General features: G+C 63.1%; 20 protein-coding genes and 1 tRNA gene. 7 read left to right on the top strand and 14 right to left on the bottom strand.

The annotated features are described in order from the left end of the window. Positions 1–42 precede the first annotated feature (42 nt). The 5 genes from GGC65_RS01170 to GGC65_RS01150 all read right to left on the bottom strand — a co-directional run bounded on the left by GGC65_RS01170 (position 43) and on the right by GGC65_RS01150 (position 9,102). Positions 43–5,841: a peroxidase family protein gene (locus GGC65_RS01170; protein WP_192645489.1), complete on the bottom strand. Its 5,799-nt coding sequence runs from the start codon at positions 5,839–5,841 to the stop codon at positions 43–45. A 295-nt stretch (positions 5,842–6,136) separates the two neighbouring features. Then, the gene (locus tag GGC65_RS01165; protein WP_192645488.1) at positions 6,137–6,940 is read right to left on the bottom strand and encodes a LuxR C-terminal-related transcriptional regulator; all 804 of its coding nucleotides are present in this window, start codon (positions 6,938–6,940) and stop codon (positions 6,137–6,139) included. A 115-nt stretch (positions 6,941–7,055) separates the two neighbouring features. After that, positions 7,056–8,030 (bottom strand): sensor histidine kinase, encoded by a 975-nt coding sequence (locus tag GGC65_RS01160; RefSeq protein ID WP_192645487.1) that lies wholly within the window; start codon positions 8,028–8,030, stop codon positions 7,056–7,058. Positions 8,031–8,100: 70 nt separating this feature from the next. After that, a complete protein-coding gene (locus GGC65_RS01155; RefSeq protein WP_192645486.1) occupies positions 8,101–8,778 on the bottom strand; it encodes a response regulator transcription factor in 678 nt (225 codons plus the stop codon). A 231-nt stretch (positions 8,779–9,009) separates the two neighbouring features. Beyond that, positions 9,010–9,102, bottom strand: a tRNA-Ser gene (locus GGC65_RS01150). 243 nt (positions 9,103–9,345) lie between these two features. On the opposite strand from GGC65_RS01150, the gene GGC65_RS01145 reads away from it, so the two are divergent. From GGC65_RS01145 to GGC65_RS01135, 3 genes are all read left to right on the top strand, one after another. Beyond that, complete coding sequence (locus tag GGC65_RS01145; protein ID WP_192645485.1) at positions 9,346–10,119, top strand: DUF1134 domain-containing protein; 774 nt, start codon at positions 9,346–9,348, stop codon at positions 10,117–10,119. Between the two features lie 105 nt (positions 10,120–10,224). Continuing rightward, on the top strand, positions 10,225–10,605 hold the full coding sequence (locus GGC65_RS01140; RefSeq protein ID WP_192645484.1) for a RidA family protein: 381 nt from the start codon (positions 10,225–10,227) through the stop codon (positions 10,603–10,605). Positions 10,606–10,649: 44 nt separating this feature from the next. After that, a complete protein-coding gene (locus GGC65_RS01135; protein ID WP_192645483.1) occupies positions 10,650–11,102 on the top strand; it encodes a DUF6010 family protein in 453 nt (150 codons plus the stop codon). Positions 11,103–11,112: 10 nt separating this feature from the next. Here GGC65_RS01135 and GGC65_RS01130 read toward each other — a convergent pair whose 3' ends face one another. From GGC65_RS01130 to petA, 4 genes are read right to left on the bottom strand one after another with little or no spacing between them, the layout of a single operon-like run. After that, positions 11,113–11,667 carry an adenine phosphoribosyltransferase gene (locus tag GGC65_RS01130; RefSeq protein WP_192645482.1) on the bottom strand — a complete coding sequence of 185 codons (555 nt, stop codon included), beginning with the start codon at positions 11,665–11,667 and terminating at the stop codon, positions 11,113–11,115. 22 nt (positions 11,668–11,689) lie between these two features. After that, positions 11,690–12,502 carry a cytochrome c1 gene (locus GGC65_RS01125; protein ID WP_192645481.1) on the bottom strand — a complete coding sequence of 271 codons (813 nt, stop codon included), beginning with the start codon at positions 12,500–12,502 and terminating at the stop codon, positions 11,690–11,692. A gap of 31 nt (positions 12,503–12,533) precedes the next feature. After that, a complete protein-coding gene (locus tag GGC65_RS01120; RefSeq protein ID WP_192645480.1) occupies positions 12,534–13,820 on the bottom strand; it encodes a cytochrome b in 1,287 nt (428 codons plus the stop codon). A 13-nt stretch (positions 13,821–13,833) separates the two neighbouring features. Beyond that, positions 13,834–14,391: a ubiquinol-cytochrome c reductase iron-sulfur subunit gene (petA, locus tag GGC65_RS01115; RefSeq protein WP_192645479.1), complete on the bottom strand. Its 558-nt coding sequence runs from the start codon at positions 14,389–14,391 to the stop codon at positions 13,834–13,836. 224 nt (positions 14,392–14,615) lie between these two features. Between petA and GGC65_RS01110 the strand changes: the two genes are divergently transcribed. Further along, positions 14,616–15,074 (top strand): tRNA (cytidine(34)-2'-O)-methyltransferase, encoded by a 459-nt coding sequence (locus GGC65_RS01110; RefSeq protein WP_192645478.1) that lies wholly within the window; start codon positions 14,616–14,618, stop codon positions 15,072–15,074. Continuing rightward, entirely contained in the window at positions 15,071–15,931 is an 861-nt protein-coding gene (hemF, locus tag GGC65_RS01105) for an oxygen-dependent coproporphyrinogen oxidase (RefSeq protein WP_192645477.1), read from the top strand. Before GGC65_RS01110 ends, hemF begins: the two co-directional genes overlap by 4 nt. Before the next feature lie 58 nt (positions 15,932–15,989). Here the strand turns inward: hemF and GGC65_RS01100 are convergent, their stop codons facing one another. Beyond that, complete coding sequence (locus tag GGC65_RS01100) at positions 15,990–16,871, bottom strand: hypothetical protein (RefSeq protein ID WP_192645476.1); 882 nt, start codon at positions 16,869–16,871, stop codon at positions 15,990–15,992. A 110-nt stretch (positions 16,872–16,981) separates the two neighbouring features. Continuing rightward, positions 16,982–17,728, bottom strand: coding sequence for a glycerophosphoryl diester phosphodiesterase membrane domain-containing protein (locus tag GGC65_RS01095; RefSeq protein ID WP_192645475.1), 747 nt, complete (start codon positions 17,726–17,728; stop codon positions 16,982–16,984). Positions 17,729–17,860: 132 nt separating this feature from the next. Here GGC65_RS01095 and lipB point away from each other — a divergent pair, with 132 nt between their 5' ends. Next, a complete protein-coding gene (gene lipB, locus GGC65_RS01090) occupies positions 17,861–18,514 on the top strand; it encodes a lipoyl(octanoyl) transferase LipB (protein WP_192645474.1) in 654 nt (217 codons plus the stop codon). Between the two features lie 9 nt (positions 18,515–18,523). Then, positions 18,524–18,868 carry a hypothetical protein gene (locus GGC65_RS01085; RefSeq protein WP_192645473.1) on the top strand — a complete coding sequence of 115 codons (345 nt, stop codon included), beginning with the start codon at positions 18,524–18,526 and terminating at the stop codon, positions 18,866–18,868. Between the two features lie 2 nt (positions 18,869–18,870). On the opposite strand, the gene queE is transcribed toward GGC65_RS01085, so the two are convergent. The 3 genes from queE to GGC65_RS01070 all read right to left on the bottom strand — a co-directional run bounded on the left by queE (position 18,871) and on the right by GGC65_RS01070 (position 20,744). Then, positions 18,871–19,503 (bottom strand): 7-carboxy-7-deazaguanine synthase, encoded by a 633-nt coding sequence (gene queE / locus GGC65_RS01080; protein WP_192645472.1) that lies wholly within the window; start codon positions 19,501–19,503, stop codon positions 18,871–18,873. Positions 19,504–19,507: 4 nt separating this feature from the next. Next, positions 19,508–20,191: a 7-cyano-7-deazaguanine synthase QueC gene (queC, locus tag GGC65_RS01075; RefSeq protein WP_192649336.1), complete on the bottom strand. Its 684-nt coding sequence runs from the start codon at positions 20,189–20,191 to the stop codon at positions 19,508–19,510. 175 nt (positions 20,192–20,366) lie between these two features. Then, positions 20,367–20,744: a hypothetical protein gene (locus tag GGC65_RS01070; protein WP_225940618.1), complete on the bottom strand. Its 378-nt coding sequence runs from the start codon at positions 20,742–20,744 to the stop codon at positions 20,367–20,369. Positions 20,745–20,787: the final 43 nt, after the last annotated feature.

Here is a 20,787-nt window from a genome sequence, read left to right as displayed (position 1 = left end):
AAGTGGCGCCGGGCCGGGGGGGAGGTCCCGGCGCCAAGCTGGTCAAGCAAACGGATAGTCTGCGTCGAAATGATGCCGGACGTGGCGCCCGTTCACTTCCATCCAGTCGTCGATCAGCGTCCGGATCATATGGAGCGGGTTGTCCTGCTGATAGACCGAACCGCCGGAACCGCCGCCGTGACCATTGCCATTCCCGCCAGTGGAATTGATCACGTCCTGAGGCCGCTGATCGCCGATGAATTGGTCGGCGCCGCCACCGGTATTGAAGACGAGTCGGTGGTCGGACGTCAGTCCCGAAATATCGACCGTGTCGGCCCCGCGTCCGCCGTTGACGGTGATCGTATTATAATTGAGGCTGGTGACGGCGAAATTCCCGATCACCATGATCGTGTCGCCTCCATTCGTACCCGAGCCACCCGGTGCCACACCGCCTGGCGAGGATACGTTGAGTGCGTTGACGTTGATTTCCTCGATATTGTCGAGTTCGGCAATGATCGAGGCATTGTTGGTGCCGTTGCGGGTGATGACGATCTCGGTGTTCGCATTGAGACCGGTGATGCCTGCCGCCAGCGCCTCTGCCCGGGCATAGATGCGGAAGGTTTCGACCGTCGCATTGCCCGCCAGCACATAAGTGTCCGTGCCGGCCCCGCCGTCGACCAGATCCCTGCCACCGGTCGCACCGGTCTGCGTTATGGTATCGGTCCCGTCACCACCATTGATGATGTCGTTGCCGGCACCGCCATTGATCGAGTCGTTGCCGGCAAAGCCGAACACCGCCTGCGAGCCTGCGGCTCCGTTGGCGCCGTTGAGATTGTTGTTGTTGCCGGCGGTTCCGGCGACGACCGCATAGTTTACGCCATTGAACCGGAGCGTTTCGACGTTGCTCACCGTGTCGACACCGTCTGCTCCGGTGTTGTCGGTGACGACAAGCGACGTTCCGCTGGTCGTGACACTGTAGTTCCCGACCGCTCCGGCAAAGACCGCGACGTCGTCGGCGCCATTGCCATCGATCGTGTCGTTGCCCGCGCCGCCGGTCAGCGTATCATCGCCTGCTCCGCCACTCATCGTGTCGTTACCGATACCGCCGGTGACATTGTCGTTGCCGCCGCCGCCGTTCAGAACGTCGTTGCCCTGACCGCCGTTGATGGTGTCATTGTCACCTTCGCCGTTCAGCAGGTCGTTGCCGTCGTTGCCGTTCAGCGTATCGTTGCCGCCGCCGCCGTCGGCGATATCGTCGCCCGCGGTGCCGGCCAGCGTGTTGTTATTGCCGTTGCCGTCCCAGTCGACCCCGGTCGGTCCGGTGGCGTTGGATGTGACCTGTTCGGCCGTGCCGCCGCCATCGGTGAAGCTCACCACGACGCGCAGCTGAAGCCCGGCCTGGGCGCCAAAGGTCGTTCCGCCGGGATTGTTGGGCGTGAAGGTCGCGTTGGTCGCGCCGGCGATATTGGCCCAGGTCACACCATTGGCCGATTGTTGCCACTGGTAGCTGAACGCCCCGAGGCCGTTCGCATCGGCAATCGCCGCGGTATTCACCGTCAGCAACTGACCTTCGGTCGGCGTCAGATCGCTGATGACGGGCTGGCCCGTCGCCGGCGAGTTGACCGCAATTTCGACGTCAGAGAAGCGCATGCGTTCGATGTTGCGCAGCGTGTCGGTGCCGTCGAGTTGCGTGCCGCGGGCATGCGCCACGGTGACCGTGCCATTGGCATTATAGGTAATGTCATAATTGGCCCGAAGGTCGGAGAACGCGGCGATATCCGTGTCGCCCGCCGTGGTGTCGGTCAGGATTTCGCGGACGATCACGAGCTGCCCGGGATTGATTTGCCGGTTGAAAACCCGCGTCACAAGCTCGGTCATGCTATTCGCGGTCGCGATTTCCGCACCGACCCCACCATTGGGACCGACAGCCTCGCGAACGCTGATCCGCACGTTCAGCCATTTGTCGCCGTCGATGATATCGTCGCCGCCATTGCCCCGGATCAGGTCGCTGCCGTCACCGCCGAGTATGATGTCACCGGCGTTGAATGAGGTAACACCGGCCCCGAGCACAGCCTGCAGCCCGGATATCCGTGCTATGCCGGCGGCGTCGAGGTTGCTCCCGGTATAGCCTTCCGTTCCGCCTTGATCGAATGGCGCGCGTTCGGCGGCCGTTGTATTCGATCCGGACAGGATATCGTTGAAGCGCGACCCGGAAAGCCCTTCGACGCTTTCATAGGCGTCTTGCGTCGCGTTGGGCGGAGGCGTCGGGTTTTCGTCGAACACGATGCCACGCGTCAGGTCGGCGTCGGTGCCGGCGATATTATCCTTGTAGATCGCCCAGTCCCAACCCGACATGCCGGCCATTTTGGCGCGGCCCGGGCTACCGACCATGATGTCGTCGCCGCCTTCGGCGATGAACTCGTCGAAGCCGCCCAGTCCGAAGAACACGTCATGCCCGACGACACCATCCTGCGCGAAAATTTCGTCGAAATTGTCGCCGGGCGCGCCGTCGAACGTGCCATGCTCGATCCAGTCGTCGCCCTCGTTACCGAGGATGCGTTCGGCGGTGATATTCCCGAGGATGAAGTCATTGCCTTCACCGGCAAAGACTTCCGATCCGGCGTCGCTGCCGAGCACGATGAAGTCCTGACCGCGCCCACCGAGCACCAGGTCGAGACCCGGTCCGGTGTTGATCGCGTCATGACCGTCGCCCAGCTTGACATTGTCATCGCCGCCGATGTCGCGGACGACGTCGTCGCCCGCGCCGGCGTTGATGATGTCGTTGCCCGCGCCGCCTTCGAGCGTGTCGTTCCCGCCATCGCCGAAGATCGTGTCGTCGCCTTCGCTGGCGATGATGATATCGGCGCCCTCGGTGCCGCCCAGCACCACATGCTCATCGCCGGTGTAGCGAAGATAGTTGGTGTCGGGACCGACGGTGCCGGGGTTGTTGCGAACGACGAGCGGGGTCAGAATGCCGCCGCCGAGTGGATCATTGCTCTCGAGGTCGCCGTCGCCGTCCAGATCGTTGAATTGCCGCGTCTGGTCGACCTCCAGGATCAGTCCGGGCGTCGAGAAGACGTCGGAGGGAAGATGCGTCGCATTGGTGTTGCGCATGATCATCCCGGCGAAGCTGTTGCCTTCCATCTCGCTGAAGAGATGCAGGCCGTCGAGACGCTGGAGATAATAGAAGCGGTCGGCATTCTGCAGCTGCTCCATCTGCACTTCGAAGACGAAGTTGAAGGTAGAGCCGAGCATCCCGCCGAACGGCAGGATCTTTTCGGCGAGGCCGCCGATCCAGAGATCGACATTATCGAGCCCGGTGATCGTCACCCCGTTCGGACCGCTCGTCCAGGCGCCTTCGCCGTTGAGGAAGTCGAATGCATCGGGCGCATCGGCCGCCAGAATGACGCGATCGTCGAGCGGATCATTGGGATCACCCAGCACCGTCTGATCGGTACCGAAGATGATCGCCATCGCTGCAGCGCGCTTGCCCTCCACCGTCGTTTCGCCGGTGATGAGAGGATGCAGGCCATAGGCCGCGATGAAGTTGATGATCGACGCCTCATTTTTGAGATTGCCCGCGAAGTCGACCCAGCTTTCATAAGGCTTCAGTCGCGCGTCGTTGTTCGTGACCTCATAGAATTCGCGGCGCGCTGCGTTCAGCGAGGGAACGCCGGTGTCACGGCCGCGGGCAAGGTTAATCGTCGCCAGATCGAGTGGCAGGCCGAGCAGGTTGTTGCGCAGCGCACTGGTGACGAATTCGTCGATCTCGTTGCCCACCTGACGGGTCATGCCGCGGACGATGTCGCCCGCCGCGAGGCCGTCTTCGATGGCCCCGCCAACCCCATTATATGCGGTGGGGTTGAGGAAGCCCTCGATCAGGCTGATGTCGTTCGGCGTGAAGGTCGGGCCGAACCGGTCGATATCTTCGGTCAGCATCGAATGACCGAAGCGATAGACGACATGGGCGAATTCAGCGACGATGTCGGGATTGATCGTCGTGTCGAACCCGTCGGGGACAATGAAGAAGTCCACCTGCGGCTGGATCTTGCGCGCGAATTCCTCGAACACGAGATGCTGATACTGCATTTCGGTGCCGAATTTCGCGGCCTGGAACAGGCGTTCGCCGTCCCACACCAGCGCTGCGACCTGCGCCGGCGTGGTCGGCAGCGACGCGACATCATCGGCCAGCCATTCGTTGAGGAACGCCAGATCGCCCGTGGCGAGGACGACCTCTTTGGTATGTTCGACCAAGCGGTTATGTTCGGCGTGGAACACATGGTGAACCGCGGTCAGTCCGATATTCTCGTTCACGCGGCCGTCGCCGGCCATGAAGTGCGCGTCGAGCAGCTCGTTATCATACACCAGCGGGTTGTTCCCGGGGTTTTCGAGTCCGATCGTGATGTCGCCATCCTCAATGCCGTTCGGCACCGCAGTGTGGGCGATATCGGCAAGGAACGCGCTGTTGGTGCGGATCGCCGTTTCGAGACTGACCGGCGCGACGGGCGTGCCCGATATCACTATGTCGTCGGCGGTGTTGGGAATCCCGTCCGCACCGATGCCGGTGATGACCTGCGCATAGCCCGCGGCGTTCGGGATGAAATTGCCATAAGCATCGGTGCGCAGCAACGGCACCTTGCCAACGTCCTGATCGGTCAGCAGGATGCCGAGCATCAGCGCCTGCGCTTTGACCTCGCCCCAGGTCGCCATGCCACCTGGAATACCGTTGGCATTGCCGTCATTGTCAGGATCGGCTGAACCTTCGATCAGCTTGCCGGTCGCGACCGGATGGCCCGCCGCATTCACCTCATACTGCCGCAGGAATACCTGGTGCGAGGCATGCGAGGCATAGGTCTGGTTCTGGTCGACGTAGGAGGTGGTCGTGTTGACCGGCCGCACATCGTCGGCGGTTCCCATGATCCCGTCGGTGCCAGCCGAAACCGTTGCGCGCGTCAGCACCATGAAGTTGGTGTGGCTGCCCTCGACATAGAGCGGATCGTCGGGCTCCAGCGGAATGAAGACGGTGCCGCTACCGCCCTTGTTGATCAGGTCGAGACCATGATCGAAGAATTGGCCGAACAGGGTGAACCACGAGTTGAACGAGGCCGACAGGCCGCCGTCGGGTGAAATATTGGGCAGATGGACATTGTCGCCGTCCATCGCGAGCCCATAGGGCTCGAGCGCGGCGTCGCGGACGGCGCGCGCCGCTTCCAGGTCGGCGACGGTCACATCATGTGCCGCGGTCGCCGCAGCAAGTGCGGCTTGTGCAGCCACCTCTTCCGGCGTGTCGCCGGGCAGTCCGTCATCGGCCTCCGTCGCGGCGGTCTGCGCATTCTGCAGCACCACGCGCGCCTGATATTCAGCGTCGGAGGCAGGCTTGAAGGCCTGATAGATCGCCGTGATGGCCGGAAGCGTGGTCAAGGGGTCGGGATCGCCCGCGCGCGCCAGCCCCTCGAGGATGGCCGCCGGATTCCCCAGCGTCTGATCGACCAGCAGGTTGGAGATCGTTCGCAGGCTGCTGTCGAAGACGAGCGAATTCGGATTGTTCGACGGGTTGTAGTTGGCCGCCGTCGGCATCGCTGGCGCCGGCCCCATCGGCCCGTCAGGATCGAACAGCGTGCCGTCGGCCGGCCGATAGACCGGATCGAGCAACGACGGGAACTGCACGTTCGACGCGCCCCATTTTTCCTGGCCCGGAAGCAAATGGTTATAGCTGCCGTCGACGGTGCGCAAACCGAACGAAAGATTATATGCGGGGACGAGCCCGCCAGGGCCGTAGAGCGGCTGCCCGGCGGCATGGGCTTCAGCAATCTTGATCTGGTCCAGAATGAATTCGAGATCGCTGCGGATATACGTAACCATGTTTACCTCCCTGCAGTAAATCCGCGCGCGCCTCCCACCATTCGACGATCTTCGACTCGCAACAGGCGGCCGATCTGCGGATTATGTGGTTGTAAGTTATGGCTCGCAGGGCAACGTCGTCGAGTTGGACTGGCGACCTATTACGTTCCCGCCGTTCTATATTCACGGGGCCTATAACGATGTCAGTTTCGATATAGTCCTTTTGATATAGTGGTGCCGCGCCAAAGGCGCAGGCCGACGCGCCCGAAAGCCCGGGCCTGGAAAAACTGGGAACTGGAAGGACGAAAGGACCGCCTCAGCGCCGGTACGAAATCTGCGACGGCCCGCTGAAATTGCGCTGAAGCATCGGCCTGCCGCGCCTCTCTTCGAGAAGACCGGGCAGATAGGTTTCGGCGGGGTCGTCGTTGAACGCCCGCGCCTGCATAACCGCGACCGCGCTGACCCGGTTATGAACGCCAAGCATGCGAAATGCCGCGGCGATATGTACCTTGACTGTCCCTTCGGCGATGCACAGCAGCCTGGCGATTTCCTTGTTAGAGCGCCCGGCAGCAAGGAGGTTCAGCACCTCGAACTGACGTCCCGTCAACGCGGCCTCGTGCGCGCCGCCATCTTCGTCCGCGAAACTCGCCTTTCGCACGGTCAGGTCTGAAAGGAACGGCGGGACATAAATCTGGCCCGCCAGCACCATGCGCAGCGCCTCTGCCATCTCGTGCACGGGAAGATCCTTGGGAATATAGCCGTGAACGCCCGCGCCCAGTGCGTCGAGCACCGCCTCGCGGTCGCGGGACGCGGTCACGACAACGACGCGCACTTCGGGAAATTTGACGCGCAGATCGCGCAAGCCTTCGCGCTTGCGCATTCCCGGCAGGCCGAGGTCGACGGTCACAAAATCGACCGATCGCCGCGCCGTCATTCTCGCCATGACGGTCGGAAAATCCCATGCTTCGATCAAATTGGATAGACCGAGGTTTCGCGCGAAAAGCGTGGTCAGTCCTTCACGGCAAAGCGGATGGCTATCCGCAACCAGAATTTCACCTGTTTCTACCGTCACGGAACAGCCCCCCCACGGGTACTTGCCTTGGCACGTGCCGACAAACATATTCCCGCATGACCCCCTCCCGCCGCCGCGACCCGAGCGGGAAGGCTTACCTTTTAGTTATGAAACGAATCGGTCAAGTGGACCCTATGAGCCCAACCTGACGCCAACCTGACGGTTAACTTGGCACGCTATCGGATTGTTCAACACGTTTTGGCGCATCCTGAAATATCAGGTAAATTTCTTTCCTATGGGGGTTTGTAACCAGTCGGGCATGGTGGATTTCGACAATCCGCGCGACAATCGCCAGACCTAGCCCCGCGCCGCCCCCGCTGGCGTGATCGGCGCGGGCGAACCGCTGACTGAGCGCCGCAAGCTCGGCCGCCGACAAACCCGCGCCCCCGTCCCCGACACCAATGCGGATATCGGGACCGACCGAGATCACGACTGTTCCGTTTTCAGGCGTTACGCGGAGGGCATTTTCTACCAGATTGGAAACCGCTGCCGTCAGCATTTCCCTGATTCCGGAAACCGCGGGTTCGCCTTCGACGACCAATTCCAGATGCCTGCCCTGCTCCGCCGCCAGCGGCGCGAAGCGGTTGGCCACATCCATCGCCACGTCGAGAAGGCAAACCCGGTCGCGCGCTACCGGTGCCGCCATATCGGCCTCCACCTGCGCCATCATCATGATCTGACCGACCAGCCGCTTCATCGCGGCGACATCCTTCTTGAGCCGCAGAGCATCGGGTGAACCCAGTCGGTCGAGTTCGATCATCAGGATCGCCAACGGTGTCCGGAGTTCGTGGGCGACATTGGCGGCGAAGGCTTCGCGTTGCTCTGCCACGCCGTCGAGACGCGCCAGCAGGTCGTTGAGCGCGCGTGCAAAAGGCTGCGTTTCGAGAGGGAATTCCGCCAGATCGATGCGGAAACCCCGTTCGGTGCCGACGACCGAATCCATACGGGCGGCAGCTGCGCCAAGCGGAGCGAGCGATGTCCGAATAACCCATCTTGCGGCGAAAAACATCGGCACCATGAGCAAGAGGAGCGGCAGCACGACATGTTCGCCGATTTCGAGCCACTCGCCGCGCCAGCTGTCGGCCGCCGTTTTTTGCTCGAGCATGACTTCGACATCGAAGCTGACGAAAATGATCAACGCAAGGCCGCCAAATGCACCCGTCCATGCTAGGCCCCGCGTCAGGCGGCGGGATACGGAATGCGGCGCCCTAATCCGCGTAGTCCCGGAGCAGATATCCCATTCCGCGAACGGTTATGAGCCTGTCGGGATAATCGGCCTCGTTGAGTTTATGGCGAAGCCTGGATACGATCGCCTCGACCGCATTGGGGGTGACCGGCTCATCGAACCGATAGAGCGCTTCCTCGATGGTCGATCGACGGACGACAGCCCCGGCGCGGCGGATCAACAACTCCAGCAAATCGGCTTCGCGGCGCGTCAGTTCGATAGCATGGTTGCCGCTCCGCGCTGTCCGTGCCGCAACGTCGAACGCCAGTTTGCCCGCCCGGATGACCGGAAGGCTCCGCGCGCCCGGCCGGCGCAGGAGCGCGCGAAGGCGCGCGGCGAGTTCTTCGATTTCGACCGGCTTGACGAGATAGTCGTCCGCCCCCGCATCGAGCCCGGCGACGCGGTCGCCCATGCCGTCGCGCGCTGTCAGGATCAGGATCGGCGGCAGTGGATGTCCCGGCCGTTCGCGGCGCAGCCATTCGAGTCCGTCGCCGTCGGGAAGTCCCAGATCCAGGATAACCGCATCATAAGCCACGCTGGCAAGCGCCACCTCGGCCTCGTCGATGCTCTCGACCCCGTCCCCGCTGAAGCCATGCTGGGCTATGCCATGCGAGATGAGACCCGCCAGGCGGCTATTGTCCTCTATGATCAGGACGCGCATGTCGCACCAATTGGCAGCGTAGCCCCCACGGTCATCGCCCCGCACGATCCGCCAAGACTACCCCTACATCTTAACGAACCCATTCTCCGGGTCAGCCAAGTATGAACTCATTGTTCACGAAATCAAGACGGCCGCGACGGGCTTAATGCGCCCGCGCCGCGTCTTCCATTGCAAGCAATGGCTGACGAAGAACCGCCTCGGTGCGGGAGGCCCCATGAGAAATTGAGAAGGTGGCGGAGACGGAGGGATTCGAACCCTCGGTACCGGATTTACCAGTACGACGGTTTAGCAAACCGTTGGTTTCAGCCACTCACCCACGTCTCCGCATGGCCTGTCGCGCTAACGACAGTCTGGCCTAGGCGGGTCGCTATAGCCATGCACTTCGCGCCCCGCAACGGCAAAGATTGCGCAATTTTTGGGTCAAAGCAGGCATTTCGTCGCCCGGACGATTCGGTCTGGCGTAAATTCGACTCAAGTCATCGCCGGTTCATTGCTCAAGCGCGAAAGCGAGTCATGATTAACGCAGAATATGGCGCGCGTGCGTCGCTTGATCTTTGGGGGTCCAATATGCGCAAAACGTTCACCAGCCTTGCCTTGGCAGCAATGGCATCGCTCGGCCTCGCGCTGACGCCGCTTCCGGCAGCCGCTCAGATGCGCGAAGTCGATCCCAACAGCACGACCATCGATTATGATCTCAACAATCCCGCGCCGCCGGCGTCGAGCGATTCGACCGTCGGCACGTCGTACGATAGCGACCTCGCCACCGGCGACCAGCAGACGAGTGAAATCCCTCCATCGCCCGACGCCAACACGGCGGGGGCCGATATGTCGGCAACCACCGTCGCGGCAGCGCCTGGATCGACCTACAAGAAGGACGATTTGATCGGAGCGGCCGAAGGGGTGTTCGGCAAGGGCGCGCAGGGCCTCGCCGGGTTGATCGAGGATATTTTGAAGAAGCAGGGCGAGCCCAATGCCTATATCGTCGGCCGCGAGGCCGGCGGCGCACTCGTGCTCGGCGTGCGTTACGGCTCGGGCACCCTGCACCACAAGATCGAGGGCGAACTGCCCGCCTACTGGACCGGGCCTTCGGTCGGGTTCGACGCGGGGGCCAACGCCGGCAACACCTTTGTCCTCGTCTATAATCTGTTCGACAGTGAGGATCTCTACAAGCGCTACCCCGCGGGTGAAGGTGCCGCCTATCTGGTTGGCGGCTTCAACGCGAGCTATATGCGCCGCGGCGATGTCGTGCTGATCCCGATCCGCGTCGGTGTCGGCGCGCGGCTCGGCGTGAACGCCGGCTATATGAAGTTCCGCAAAAAGCAGAACTGGGTCCCCTTCTGAGAACCAGCCCGTTTGCCACGGGGGCGATAGCCCGCGCTTCGGCGCGGGCTTTTTCTTTGCGTCGATGATATCGTGCCAGCGCAGCCGATTGGGAGATCGACCGACATGACTTCACAGCCTGCCGCTGGCCCGCACTATTCGCCCTTCACGACGGGCGGAGGCCTGATCTTCATTTCCGGCCAGCTGCCGCTGAAGCCGGGACGCGATACGTCGTTGTCGGCGGCACCGTTCAGGGATCAGGTCGAACAGACGCTGCAGAACCTGGAATCCGTTCTGCACGACGCGGGCGCCGAATTGTCGCAGGTGATCAAGACGACGGTCTACCTCAGCGACATCGCCGACTGGGACGAGCTGGACAGCATCTATGGCGCATTCTTCGGGGCGACACGCCCATCGCGTAGCGTCGTGCCCACAGGCCCGCTTCACTTCGGTTTCCGGATCGAGATCGAAGCCATCGCATTGGCGACGAAGGATGCAACGATTTAACGCGTATCATAAGGCACGCATCTGAAGCCGTGGGGAGGCTGGTTATGTCTATCGAACCTTTGCATAGCGATCGTCATGTCCTGTCGGCATTCGCCCGGCGGCCGATCATCACCGGTATCGCCGTTGGCATCGGCTCGCTGCTCCCCCACGCCTTTCTGCCCGCGCCCGCCTCGCTCGGCTTTGCGGCGGTACTGATCGCGCTCATTGCGGGCATCTATTTCGGCTTCGCGGTCGTGAACGGATCGCCGCGCGACCAGTTTGTCGAGTTCAATGTCAGCGGGGCGTTCGCGGTTTCGGGCCTGCTCGGGCTACTCTATTGGCCCGTGCTGCTGCCGCTCGCCTATTTCGGCCACGCGGCTTGGGATCTTGCGCACCATAATCGCGCGCGCCTGCCGCTCGTCGCGATCCCGCAATGGTATGTGCCCTGGTGCGTCGTGATCGACGTCATCGTGGGAGCCGGCTTGCTGATCATCTGGCGCAGCGACGGCCTAATCTGAAGCGCCCGACTCAATCGCCGTCGAAGGCGATCAGCGTTTCGCAGGTGAGCCCCGCGGCCTCCAGCCGCTTCGACCCGCCGAGATCTGGCAGGTCGATCACGAACAGCGCCGCGGCGACCTCGGCCCCGACGCTCCGCATCAGCGCCGCGGTAGCGAGGATCGTGCCGCCGGTCGCGAGCAGGTCGTCGACGAGGACGACGCGGTGGCCGGGCAGCACCGCACCTTCGTGCAGCTCGAGCCGGTCGACGCCATATTCGAGTTCATAATCGACGCCGATCGTGACGCCGGGCAGCTTACCCGCCTTGCGCACCGGAACGACGCCCAGTCCCATGGCGGTCGCCATCGCCGCACCGAACAGGAAGCCGCGCGCCTCGACCGCGACGATGAAGTCGGGGCGGTGCACCGCAGCGAGCGCGCTCAGCCGACGCACGCTTTCGGCAAAACCGGCGGCGTCGCCGATCAGCGTGGTGATATCGCGAAACTGAATGCCCGGCTTCGGAAAGTCCGGGATGGTGCGGACGAGCGACGCGAGGTCGAGGTCCGGCTGAGGCGGGAGGGCGATCATGAAGGCCGCCCTCCCCGGCTCATCAATGCTTCTTGTCGGCCCAGATGTTCCGGTACGACAGATAGGTCAGCACGGTGAAGATCAGCAGGAAGAAGAAGACTGCATAACCCACCTGGATGCGCTTGATCAGCTTCGGCTCGGCGGTCCAGACGAGGAATGCCGTGACGTCCTTCGACATCTGGTCGACGGTCGCCTTGGTGCCGTCGGCATAGGTCACCTGATTGGGTGCCAGCGGCGGGGCCATCGCGAGGTTGAGGTTCGCGAAATAGGGGTTGTAGTGTAGCCCCGTGCCCGGCTTCAGTTCGGCCGGCAGGTTCTTCGGCGGGTTCTGGAAACCGGTCAGCAGCGAATAGACATAGTCCTTGCCGCCTTCGCGCGCCTTGGTGATCAGCGAAAGATCGGGCGGCAGCGCGTTGTTATTCGCGGCGCGGGCAGCCGTTTCGTTCGCATAGGGCGACGGGAAATAATCCGACGGCAGACCGTCGCGCGTCGCCGGTTCACCCGTGTCGGGGTTGATCGACGGCACCTGGAAGCCCTTGGCGAAGGTCTTGATCTGGCCTTCGGTGTAGCCGAGGTCCGCAATGTCGCGGAAGGCGACGAGATGCAGGCTGTGGCAGGCGGAGCAGACTTCCTTGTACACCTGCATGCCGCGCTGCAGCTGGGCCTTGTCCCAATGCGGCAGGACGATGCCATCGCTGGCCAGCTTCAGATGGCGGGGATGTTTGTGAAACTCGTGCGCGACATTGGCTTCATTGCTGAGCGGCGTCGTGAGGATCGCGAGCACCAGCGCGGTAATGAAACCGAGACCGACGAGAAAACCGAGCGGACGAACCATGGCTGTATCAGCTCCTATTAAAGTCCGGCGCTCAGGCCGTTGCCGAAGCCGACGCGGTGTCGGTGGCGTGTTTGGCGAGGACCGCTTCGGTGATCGAATTCGGCATCGGAAGCGGGCGTTCGATCCGCGACACGATCGGCAGGATCACCAGGAAGTGAGCGAAATAATAGATCGCGCCCAGCTGGCTGAGGATCACATAGGGCTGCTCGGCGGGCTGCATGCCGCAGAAACCGAGGAGCAGCACGTCAGCGACGAGGACCCAGAAGAAGATCCGGTACAGCGGACGATAGTTCGACGACTTGATCGGCGAGCTGTCGAGCCAGGGCAGGAAGAACAGCAACGCGATCGATGCGAACATCGCGATGACGCCCCAGAGCTTCGCGTCGATCCACAGGAAGTTGAAGGTGAAGGCCTTCAGGATCGCGTAGAAGGGCAGGAAGTACCATTCGGGAACGATATGCGCCGGGGTCGAAAGCGAGTTCGCCGGGATATAATTGTCGGCATGGCCGAGCGTGTTCGGGCTGAAGAAGGTCAGCGCAACGAAGATCAGCAGGAAGACGCCGACGCCGAAGCCGTCCTTCGCGGTGTAATAGGGGTGGAACGGGACGGTGTCCTGTTCGTCCTTCACCTCGATGCCGGTCGGGTTCGACGAACCCGGGATGTGCAGCGCCCAGATGTGCAGGATGATGACACCCAGGATCACGAACGGCAGCAGATAGTGCAGCGAGAAGAAGCGGTTGAGCGTGGCGTTGTCGGGGACGAAGCCGCCGAGCAGCCATTCGCGCACCGGCTCGCCGACCAGCGGTATCGCCGAGAAGAAGCCAGTGATCACCTGCGCGCCCCAGAAGCTCATCTGACCCCACGGGAGAACATAACCCATGAAGGCGGTCGCCATCATGAGGAGGAAGATCACGACGCCGAGCAGCCACACCATTTCGCGCGGCGCCTTGTACGAACCGTAATAAAGGCCGCGAAAAATGTGCAGATAGACGACGATGAAGAACATGCTCGCGCCGTTCATATGCGCGTAGCGGATGAACCAGCCGGCGTTCACGTCGCGCATGATATGCTCGACCGAATTGAACGCGACGCTCGCGTTCGCGGCATAGTGCATCGCCAGAACGATACCGGTGATGATCTGGATCATCAGCGCGGCGCCGGCGAGGACGCCGAAGTTCCAGAAATAGTTGAGGTTGCGCGGCACCGGATAGCCGGGGCCCGTGGCGTTATAGACGAGGCGCGGAATCGGCAGCTTCTCGTCCATCCACTTCATCAGCGGATGCGTCGGCTCATAGGGTTTGGCCCAGGGAAAGCTCATCTTATCTCGCTCCTCAGCCGATCGTCACGACGGTGTCGCTGTTGAATTCATAGGGCGGCACAACCAGGTTCTTGGGTGCCGGGCCCTTACGGATGCGCGCCGCGGTGTCGTAATGCGAACCGTGGCACGGGCAGAAATAGCCGCCGAAATCGCCCTTGTTCTCGCCTTCCGCCGCACCGAGCGGCACACAGCCGAGGTGGGTGCAGACGCCCAGCGTGATCAGCCAGTTTTCCTTGCCGGGCTTGGTGCGCTGGTCGATCGTTTCGGGATCGCGGAGGTCGCCGAGCGGAACCGCCTTGGCTTCGGCGATTTCCTTGGCGACGAGGTTGCGCACGAACACCGGCTGCTTGCGCCAGCTGGTCTTGATCGCCTGTCCGGGCTGGATCGCCGAAATGTCGATTTCGGTCGTCGACAGCGCGAGCACGTCGGCCGACGGGTTCATCTGGTTGAGCAGCGGCAGCACCACCGCGACCGAACCGACACCAGCGAAACTCACCGCCGCAATATTGATGAAATCCCGGCGGCGTACGCCATCCTCGGTACCGGCGTTGAGTTCAGATTCACTGGCCATTCGACTGCCCTTGCATGGGTGAACTAACAAAAGTTCTCGAAGGTTATGGCCGCCCCTGTTGCACACGCACGAAAGCGCACAACCCGGCGGCCCCTCCGGGAATTGCGGGCCTGATAGCCGCACTGTCCGGGCTTGCCAACAGGCAATTTTTGCTTCGCTTTCTGTATCAAGGCGTCGAGCCAAGCCCTCTCGATTCCGCGCGACGCTGCGGCTATGGGCCGTGCATGGAAATCGCCCTGTTTCAGCCCGATATCGCGGGCAATGTCGGCACGACCTTGCGTACCGCGGCCTGTTTCGGCGTGCCCGCGCATATCATCGAGCCCTGCGGCTTTCCCTTCTCCGACGGCGCGCTCAAACGCGCGGGAATGGACTATGCCGTACGGGCCAATGTGCGGCGCCATGCCGACTGGAATAGCTTCCAGCAATGGCGCGCGGACGCAGGAACGCGGCTTGTGCTGCTCACCACCGCGGGCGCGACGCCCCTGCCCGACTTCGCGTTCCAGCCTGAAGATGTGCTGCTGCTCGGCGCCGAATCCTCGGGCGTGCCGCCCTATGTGCACGATGCGGCCGCGGCGCGGGTCGCGATTCCGATGCAGGCGGGCTTTCGATCCTTGAATGTCGCGGTCGCGGCTGGCATCGCGCTCGCCGAAGCGCTCAGGCAAACGAAAGGCTTTCCGGCATGATCTCGCTCGACCCGCAGCAACAAACAGCGCGTAGCTGGTTCGAATCGCTCCGCGACCGCATCTGCGCCGAATTCGAGAAGATCGAGGCCGAGGCTGGCAGCGACGCGCGCTTTGCCTATACGCCATGGGACCGCGAGGCCGAAGGGCTCGAGCCCGGCGAAGGCGGCGGCGGCGTACGCGGCGTGATGACGGGCAAGGTTTTCGAAAAGGTCGGCGTCAACGTCTCTACCGTTCGCGGGCAGTTCGCCCCCGACTTCGCTGCGTCGATCCACGGCGCGGGTGAGGACCCGACCTTCTTCGCCACCGGCATCAGCCTCGTCGCGCATATGGCAAATCCGCACGTCCCCGCCGTGCATATGAACACGCGTTTCCTCGCAACAACGAAGCGCTGGTTCGGCGGCGGGGCCGACCTCAACCCGCCGATCCCGTATCAGGAGGACACCGACGCCTTCCACGCGCGGCTGCGCGCCGCATGCGCGCCCTTCGGTCCCGACATCTATGAACGCTATGCCAAATGGGCCGAGGATTATTTCTATATCCCGCACCGCGGCGTCCATCGCGGCGTCGGCGGCATATTCTACGACCATCTCGAATGCGGCGATGACGCCGAGTTCGACCGCAACTTCCAGTTGACGCAGGCGGTCGGCGAGGCCTTTCTCGACATCTTTCCGCAGATCGTGCGGCGCCGGATGGGCCTGCCCTTCACCGACGCCGAGCGCGAGGCGCAGTTGATCTGGCGCGGACGTTATGCCGAATTCAACCTGGTCTATGACCGGGGGACGCTGTTCGGGCTCAAGACCGGCGGCAATATCGACGCGATCCTGATGAGCCTGCCGCCGCTCGCCAAATGGAACTGACAAAAAAGGGCGCCTCCGTTTCCGGAAGCGCCCCAATTGCACCCATCTTTACCGGCGATCAGGCGAAAACGTCGCCCGAAGCGCGCGGCGCGAGCGCGCGATAGACGCCGACCGGCATCGAGAATGAGATCATGATGATCGGCAGGTAGACGAGCGCCGCCATCACAATCATGCTCAGGATCGCCCCGACCATCGAACCGCCCAGGATCGCGCCGAGGACGCCGCCGAAGATCATGCCAGCGATCAACGCATAGACGAATACGCCGATCGTGAAGAGCAGGTAGAAGCCGACGATCGTCCATTGCGACGCGCTGGTCAGCCGCCACGATTCGCCGAGGCCGGTCATCGGGTTGCGCGTCAGTTGGTCGGCCATGACGGGGCCTGCAACCATGAAACGCCCCTGTACCCACAGCATGAAAACCAGCAGGCCGATGTAGACGATGACCATCAGGAAGATTGCGCCACCGCCGATCGCCCCGGCTCCACCCGATTCAAGAGCGCCGGGAGAGAAGGCCCCCATGCCGCCCAGCGCTGCGCCAAAGATCAGCGTCAGAACGAGCATGACGACGAAGATGACGATATAGGCCGCGATCATCACCACGAACATGCCGAACGCCAACGCAGGCCCGGCCTGGAACGCCCAAGCAAAATTCGGCGCTTCGCCGGGATGCATGCCGCCGCGCCAGATCAGCATCGAAACGCCATAGAAAACAACGGCAGCGATCAGCGCGAAAAGTGCGATCTTGCCGAATGCGCCCATCACGAGCGACGGGTCGTTGGGCGCCAACGCCATCGCCGAGAAGGTCGAGCCGAGGAACAGAAAGCCAAGCAGGCCAACGACGACCAAAGCGCCGCCGACCCATATCAGCATCTGCATCCAATTGGCCTTCAGAAACGCGAAGGTTTCCGAAAAGGCCGCTCCGATACTCATTTTTGTCATGCCACTTCCCCCTGTTTTTAAACCAGATTCTTACACTCCATCCAAGGCAGGCAAAGCCGGACGGCTTCATCCCATTTGCGACACATCGTTATAGTTGGCGGTGACCCGCGTCACTGGAACACGTCCGACGAGGTCCGAAGCGCGAGCTGGCGATAGGCCGCGGCCGAAACGGCAATCGATGCCAGGCTGCCGACGGTGCTGAACGCGGCCTCGATGAAACCGCCAAGCATCCGCCCGAACCCCGGCTCGCTGCCCGCGATCACCGAAACGACGCCGCCGACGATCAGCGCCGCGATCACGATCACCAGCGCGACGAGGAAAAGGAAAAAGAAGATCGCCCAGCCGTTATTGCGGGTGAGATCCCAGCTCGCGCGGATCGCGTCGAACGGATTGTAGAGGCCGCGGTCGGCGACCGCCGGGGCGACGAGCGCAAGACGCCCGACAAGATAGATGCCGGGAATGATCAGCAGCAGGAAGCCGATACCGATGGCAAAGCCGCACAAAATCTGGATCGCGATCATCGTGGGAAAGACCGTGAGCGCGAAGGTCAGCGCCTCGCCGACGCTGACGCCGGCCCGCGACAGCCAGAGCCGCAGAATGCCCGCCGTACCGATCAGCGAGCAGAGCGCGATGGCGAGTTGGCCCGGGATCATCTGCCGGAAACTCTCCTGAAACGTCGCCATGACCTCGTTGATATCGGCCCCCGCCGCAGGCTCGATCGGCACCGGCCCGAACCATGCAACCGCGAGCGCGGGCAAGAACAGAAACACGCCAGCGATCGTGCCCACCAGCGCCGTGTGCGATTTCAGAAGCTGCAGGGTGTCGTCCCACGCCGCACCCATGTCGAATTTTACCATTGATACCCCGTCATTTTTTCGATTTCTCTATTGTCCGAAGGTGACGATCTTCGGCGCTCCTGTCCAGCCCCGTCGGCAAGCGGCGCGGAGGGCCTTGCGCAAGGCGCTGCGGCGCGCCAGATAGCGCGCGCAATGAACGCCCTTCCTCCGCCCGAATGGACCATCAGCCCCGGCCTGACCGACTATGACAAGGCCTTGGCCGACATGGACACACGCGCGGCCGCGATCCACGCCGGCGACGCGGGCGAGCGCATCTGGCTGATCGAGCATCCGCCACTCTATACAGCGGGGACGAGCGCCGATCCTGCCGAACTGCTGAACCCGCAATTCCCGGTTTATGATGCGGGACGCGGTGGCCGCTATACCTATCATGGCCCCGGCCAGCGCGTCGGCTATGTCCAGCTCGACCTGACGCAGCGCGGGCGCGACGTGCGCGCCTATGTCTCGGCGCTCGAAGGCTGGGTGATCGACGCGCTCGCATTGCTCGGCGTCGGGGCGCGCCGCGCCGAGGGCCGCATCGGCATCTGGACCGACGACTTGGATGGCCGTGAAGCGAAGATCGGCGCGATCGGCGTCCGCGTGAAACGCTGGGTGACGATGCACGGCTTCTCGCTCAACGTCGCACCTGAGATGGCGCATTTCGGCGGGATCGTGCCGTGCGGGATCGCCGAATTTCCAGTGACGAGCCTCGCCGCGCTGGGCAAGACGGCGTCGTTCGCCGATGTCGATGCGGCGCTGGTCCAGACGCTTCCGGCCTTTCTCGACAAGCTTTCGCCAAGCGATTAGGAACGCCGCATGACCCGCACCCTTCTCGCATCGCTCTCCCTGCTCGCCCTTGCCGCCTGCGGCGGCGGCGACACAGCCGGCAAATCGACGACCAAGCTCGACGCAGTTGAGGTCCAGCCCGGATCGGTGAGCGATTCGATGATCATCCTCGACGATGCGGCGAGCGACGGCACTGCGGTCGACAACAGCGTTCCCGACGACGGGACCAAGAAAGACGCGGCGAAGTCCGACGAGGCGGACAGCGCCGATGAGGCTGAGCCCGCGAGCGAAGCCGACGAGAATCCCGAAGCGGTCGACATGCCGGTCGCGAAACGGTCGATCGCCGCCGATACCGCCGCGAAAAAGGGCGAATAGCCCTAACGCAGCCCCAGATTCTTGTGCGTCTGCAGCGACAGACGCCAGCGCGGATCGTCCATCACCAGATCGATGCACGCCTGGACATTGGCGGCGGCGTGCAGATCGTCGAGCGGCTGGACGAGCAGATGCTCGAAATCGAGCGCGGCGAGGCGCGCGATGTCGCTGCCGGGTTGCGGCCAGACTAGCTTGAGCTCGTCACCGCTGGTCTGCACCAGCTCGCTGCCTGCCTTCGGGCTGACGCAGATCCAGTCGATGCTGCGCGGGATCGGGAAAGTCCCGTTGCTTTCGATCGCGATCGTGAAACCGCGTTCGTGGAGTGCATCGATCAGCGCATCGTCGACCTGCAACATCGGCTCGCCGCCGGTGAGCACGACATAACGGTCGTCGGGCCCCTCGCCCCAGCTTTCGGCGATGACCTCGGCGAGCGCCGTCGCTGTCTTATATTTCCCGCCAAGGGTCCCGTCGGTGCCAACGAAATCGGTATCGCAGAACTGGCAGATTGCCTTCGCGCGATCCTTCTCGCGTCCTGTCCACAGATTGCATCCGGCAAAGCGGCAGAAGACCGCGCGGCGGCCCGCCTGCGCCCCCTCGCCCTGCAGCGTGAGGAAAATCTCTTTGACCGCGTAAGTCATCGGCTCAGGCGTAGCGCGTCGGGTCGGCAAGCCCGGCGTCGGCAAAGCCTTTGCTGCGCAGGCGGCAGCTGTCGCACGCGCCGCAGTGCAATCCCTCGGGTGTCGGGTCATAGCAGGACCAGCTCATCCCAGCGTCCATGCCGAGCCGCGCCGCTTCGGCCGCGATATCAGCCTTGGTCATATGCTGAAGCGGCGCGTGGATACGGAAATCGACGCCCTTGTCGCCGTCGCGCGTTGCGAGCGCCGCCAGCTTCTCGAAGCCTTGGATGAATTCGGGGCGGCAGTCGGGATAGCCCGAATAGTCGAGCGCATTGACGCCGATGACGATGTCCTGTGCCTGCCGCGCTTCGGCCAGCCCGAGCGTCAGCGACAGGAAGATCAGGTTGCGCGCCGGGACATAGGTGACCGGGACATCCTCGCCCACGCCATCCTTCGGCACGTCGATATCGGCGGTCAGCGCCGAGCCGCCGAAGCGGCGCAGGTCGAGCGGCAGCACGATATGTTCGGCTGCACCGACATAATCGGCGATCCGCGCCGCCGATTCCAGTTCGACGCGGTGACGCTGGTTGTAATCGATCGTGAGCGCGACGATGCGCGCGCCCGCTTCGCGCGCGAGGCCCGCACACACCATCGAGTCGAGGCCGCCCGACAAGAGGACGATCAGGGTTTTTCCGGCTAGATCCTGCATCGGCGCCAGATAGGCCCGCACCGCGGGGGGTGCAAGTGCTGCGCCACGCCAAAAGAAATGGGCCGCGTGGCTATTGCCGCACGGCCCAGTTCGGCATGACAGCCGTTAGGGAGAAAGGGCACTGAAGAAGAAGCCCTGCCCCCGTCTAACGCAGCATGGTTAATATTTGGTTCGCTCAGCAGCCGCCCGCGCGGCGCGCCTCGATCGCTTGCGAGAAGGGCTTGCCCTCGGCGATGCCCTGCGTGTCGATCTGGACCAGCCGGTTCGTCTCGCTGCGGATCGTCGTGCGGCCATGGCCGGCGCCGGGGCAGGTATAATGAACCGTGACCGAATTCGGCGTGTCCTCGATGACGTAGCGCGAGCAGGTCGCTCGCGGGTGCTGAATCTGGATCATCCGGCGCGCGTCGCCGACGCAAATCGTCTGCAGCACGGCATCCTTGCCGCGTTCGCGCAGTTGCCAGCTGCCCTTTTCGAGCCGGTCGAGCATCGCCAGCGACGGCGCCTGCGCCGGCACCGCGCTTGCACCGGCACAGCCGAGCGCAATCAGGGACATTCGAAATGCAGGAGAGAAGATCGCCATTCCACCTATCCATTGG

It is taken from the genome of Sphingopyxis sp. OAS728, assembly GCF_014873485.1.
GTDB lineage: Bacteria > Pseudomonadota > Alphaproteobacteria > Sphingomonadales > Sphingomonadaceae > Sphingopyxis.
Note: the sequence above shows the minus strand (reverse complement) of the source record. Positions and strands in the feature narration are given on the sequence as shown.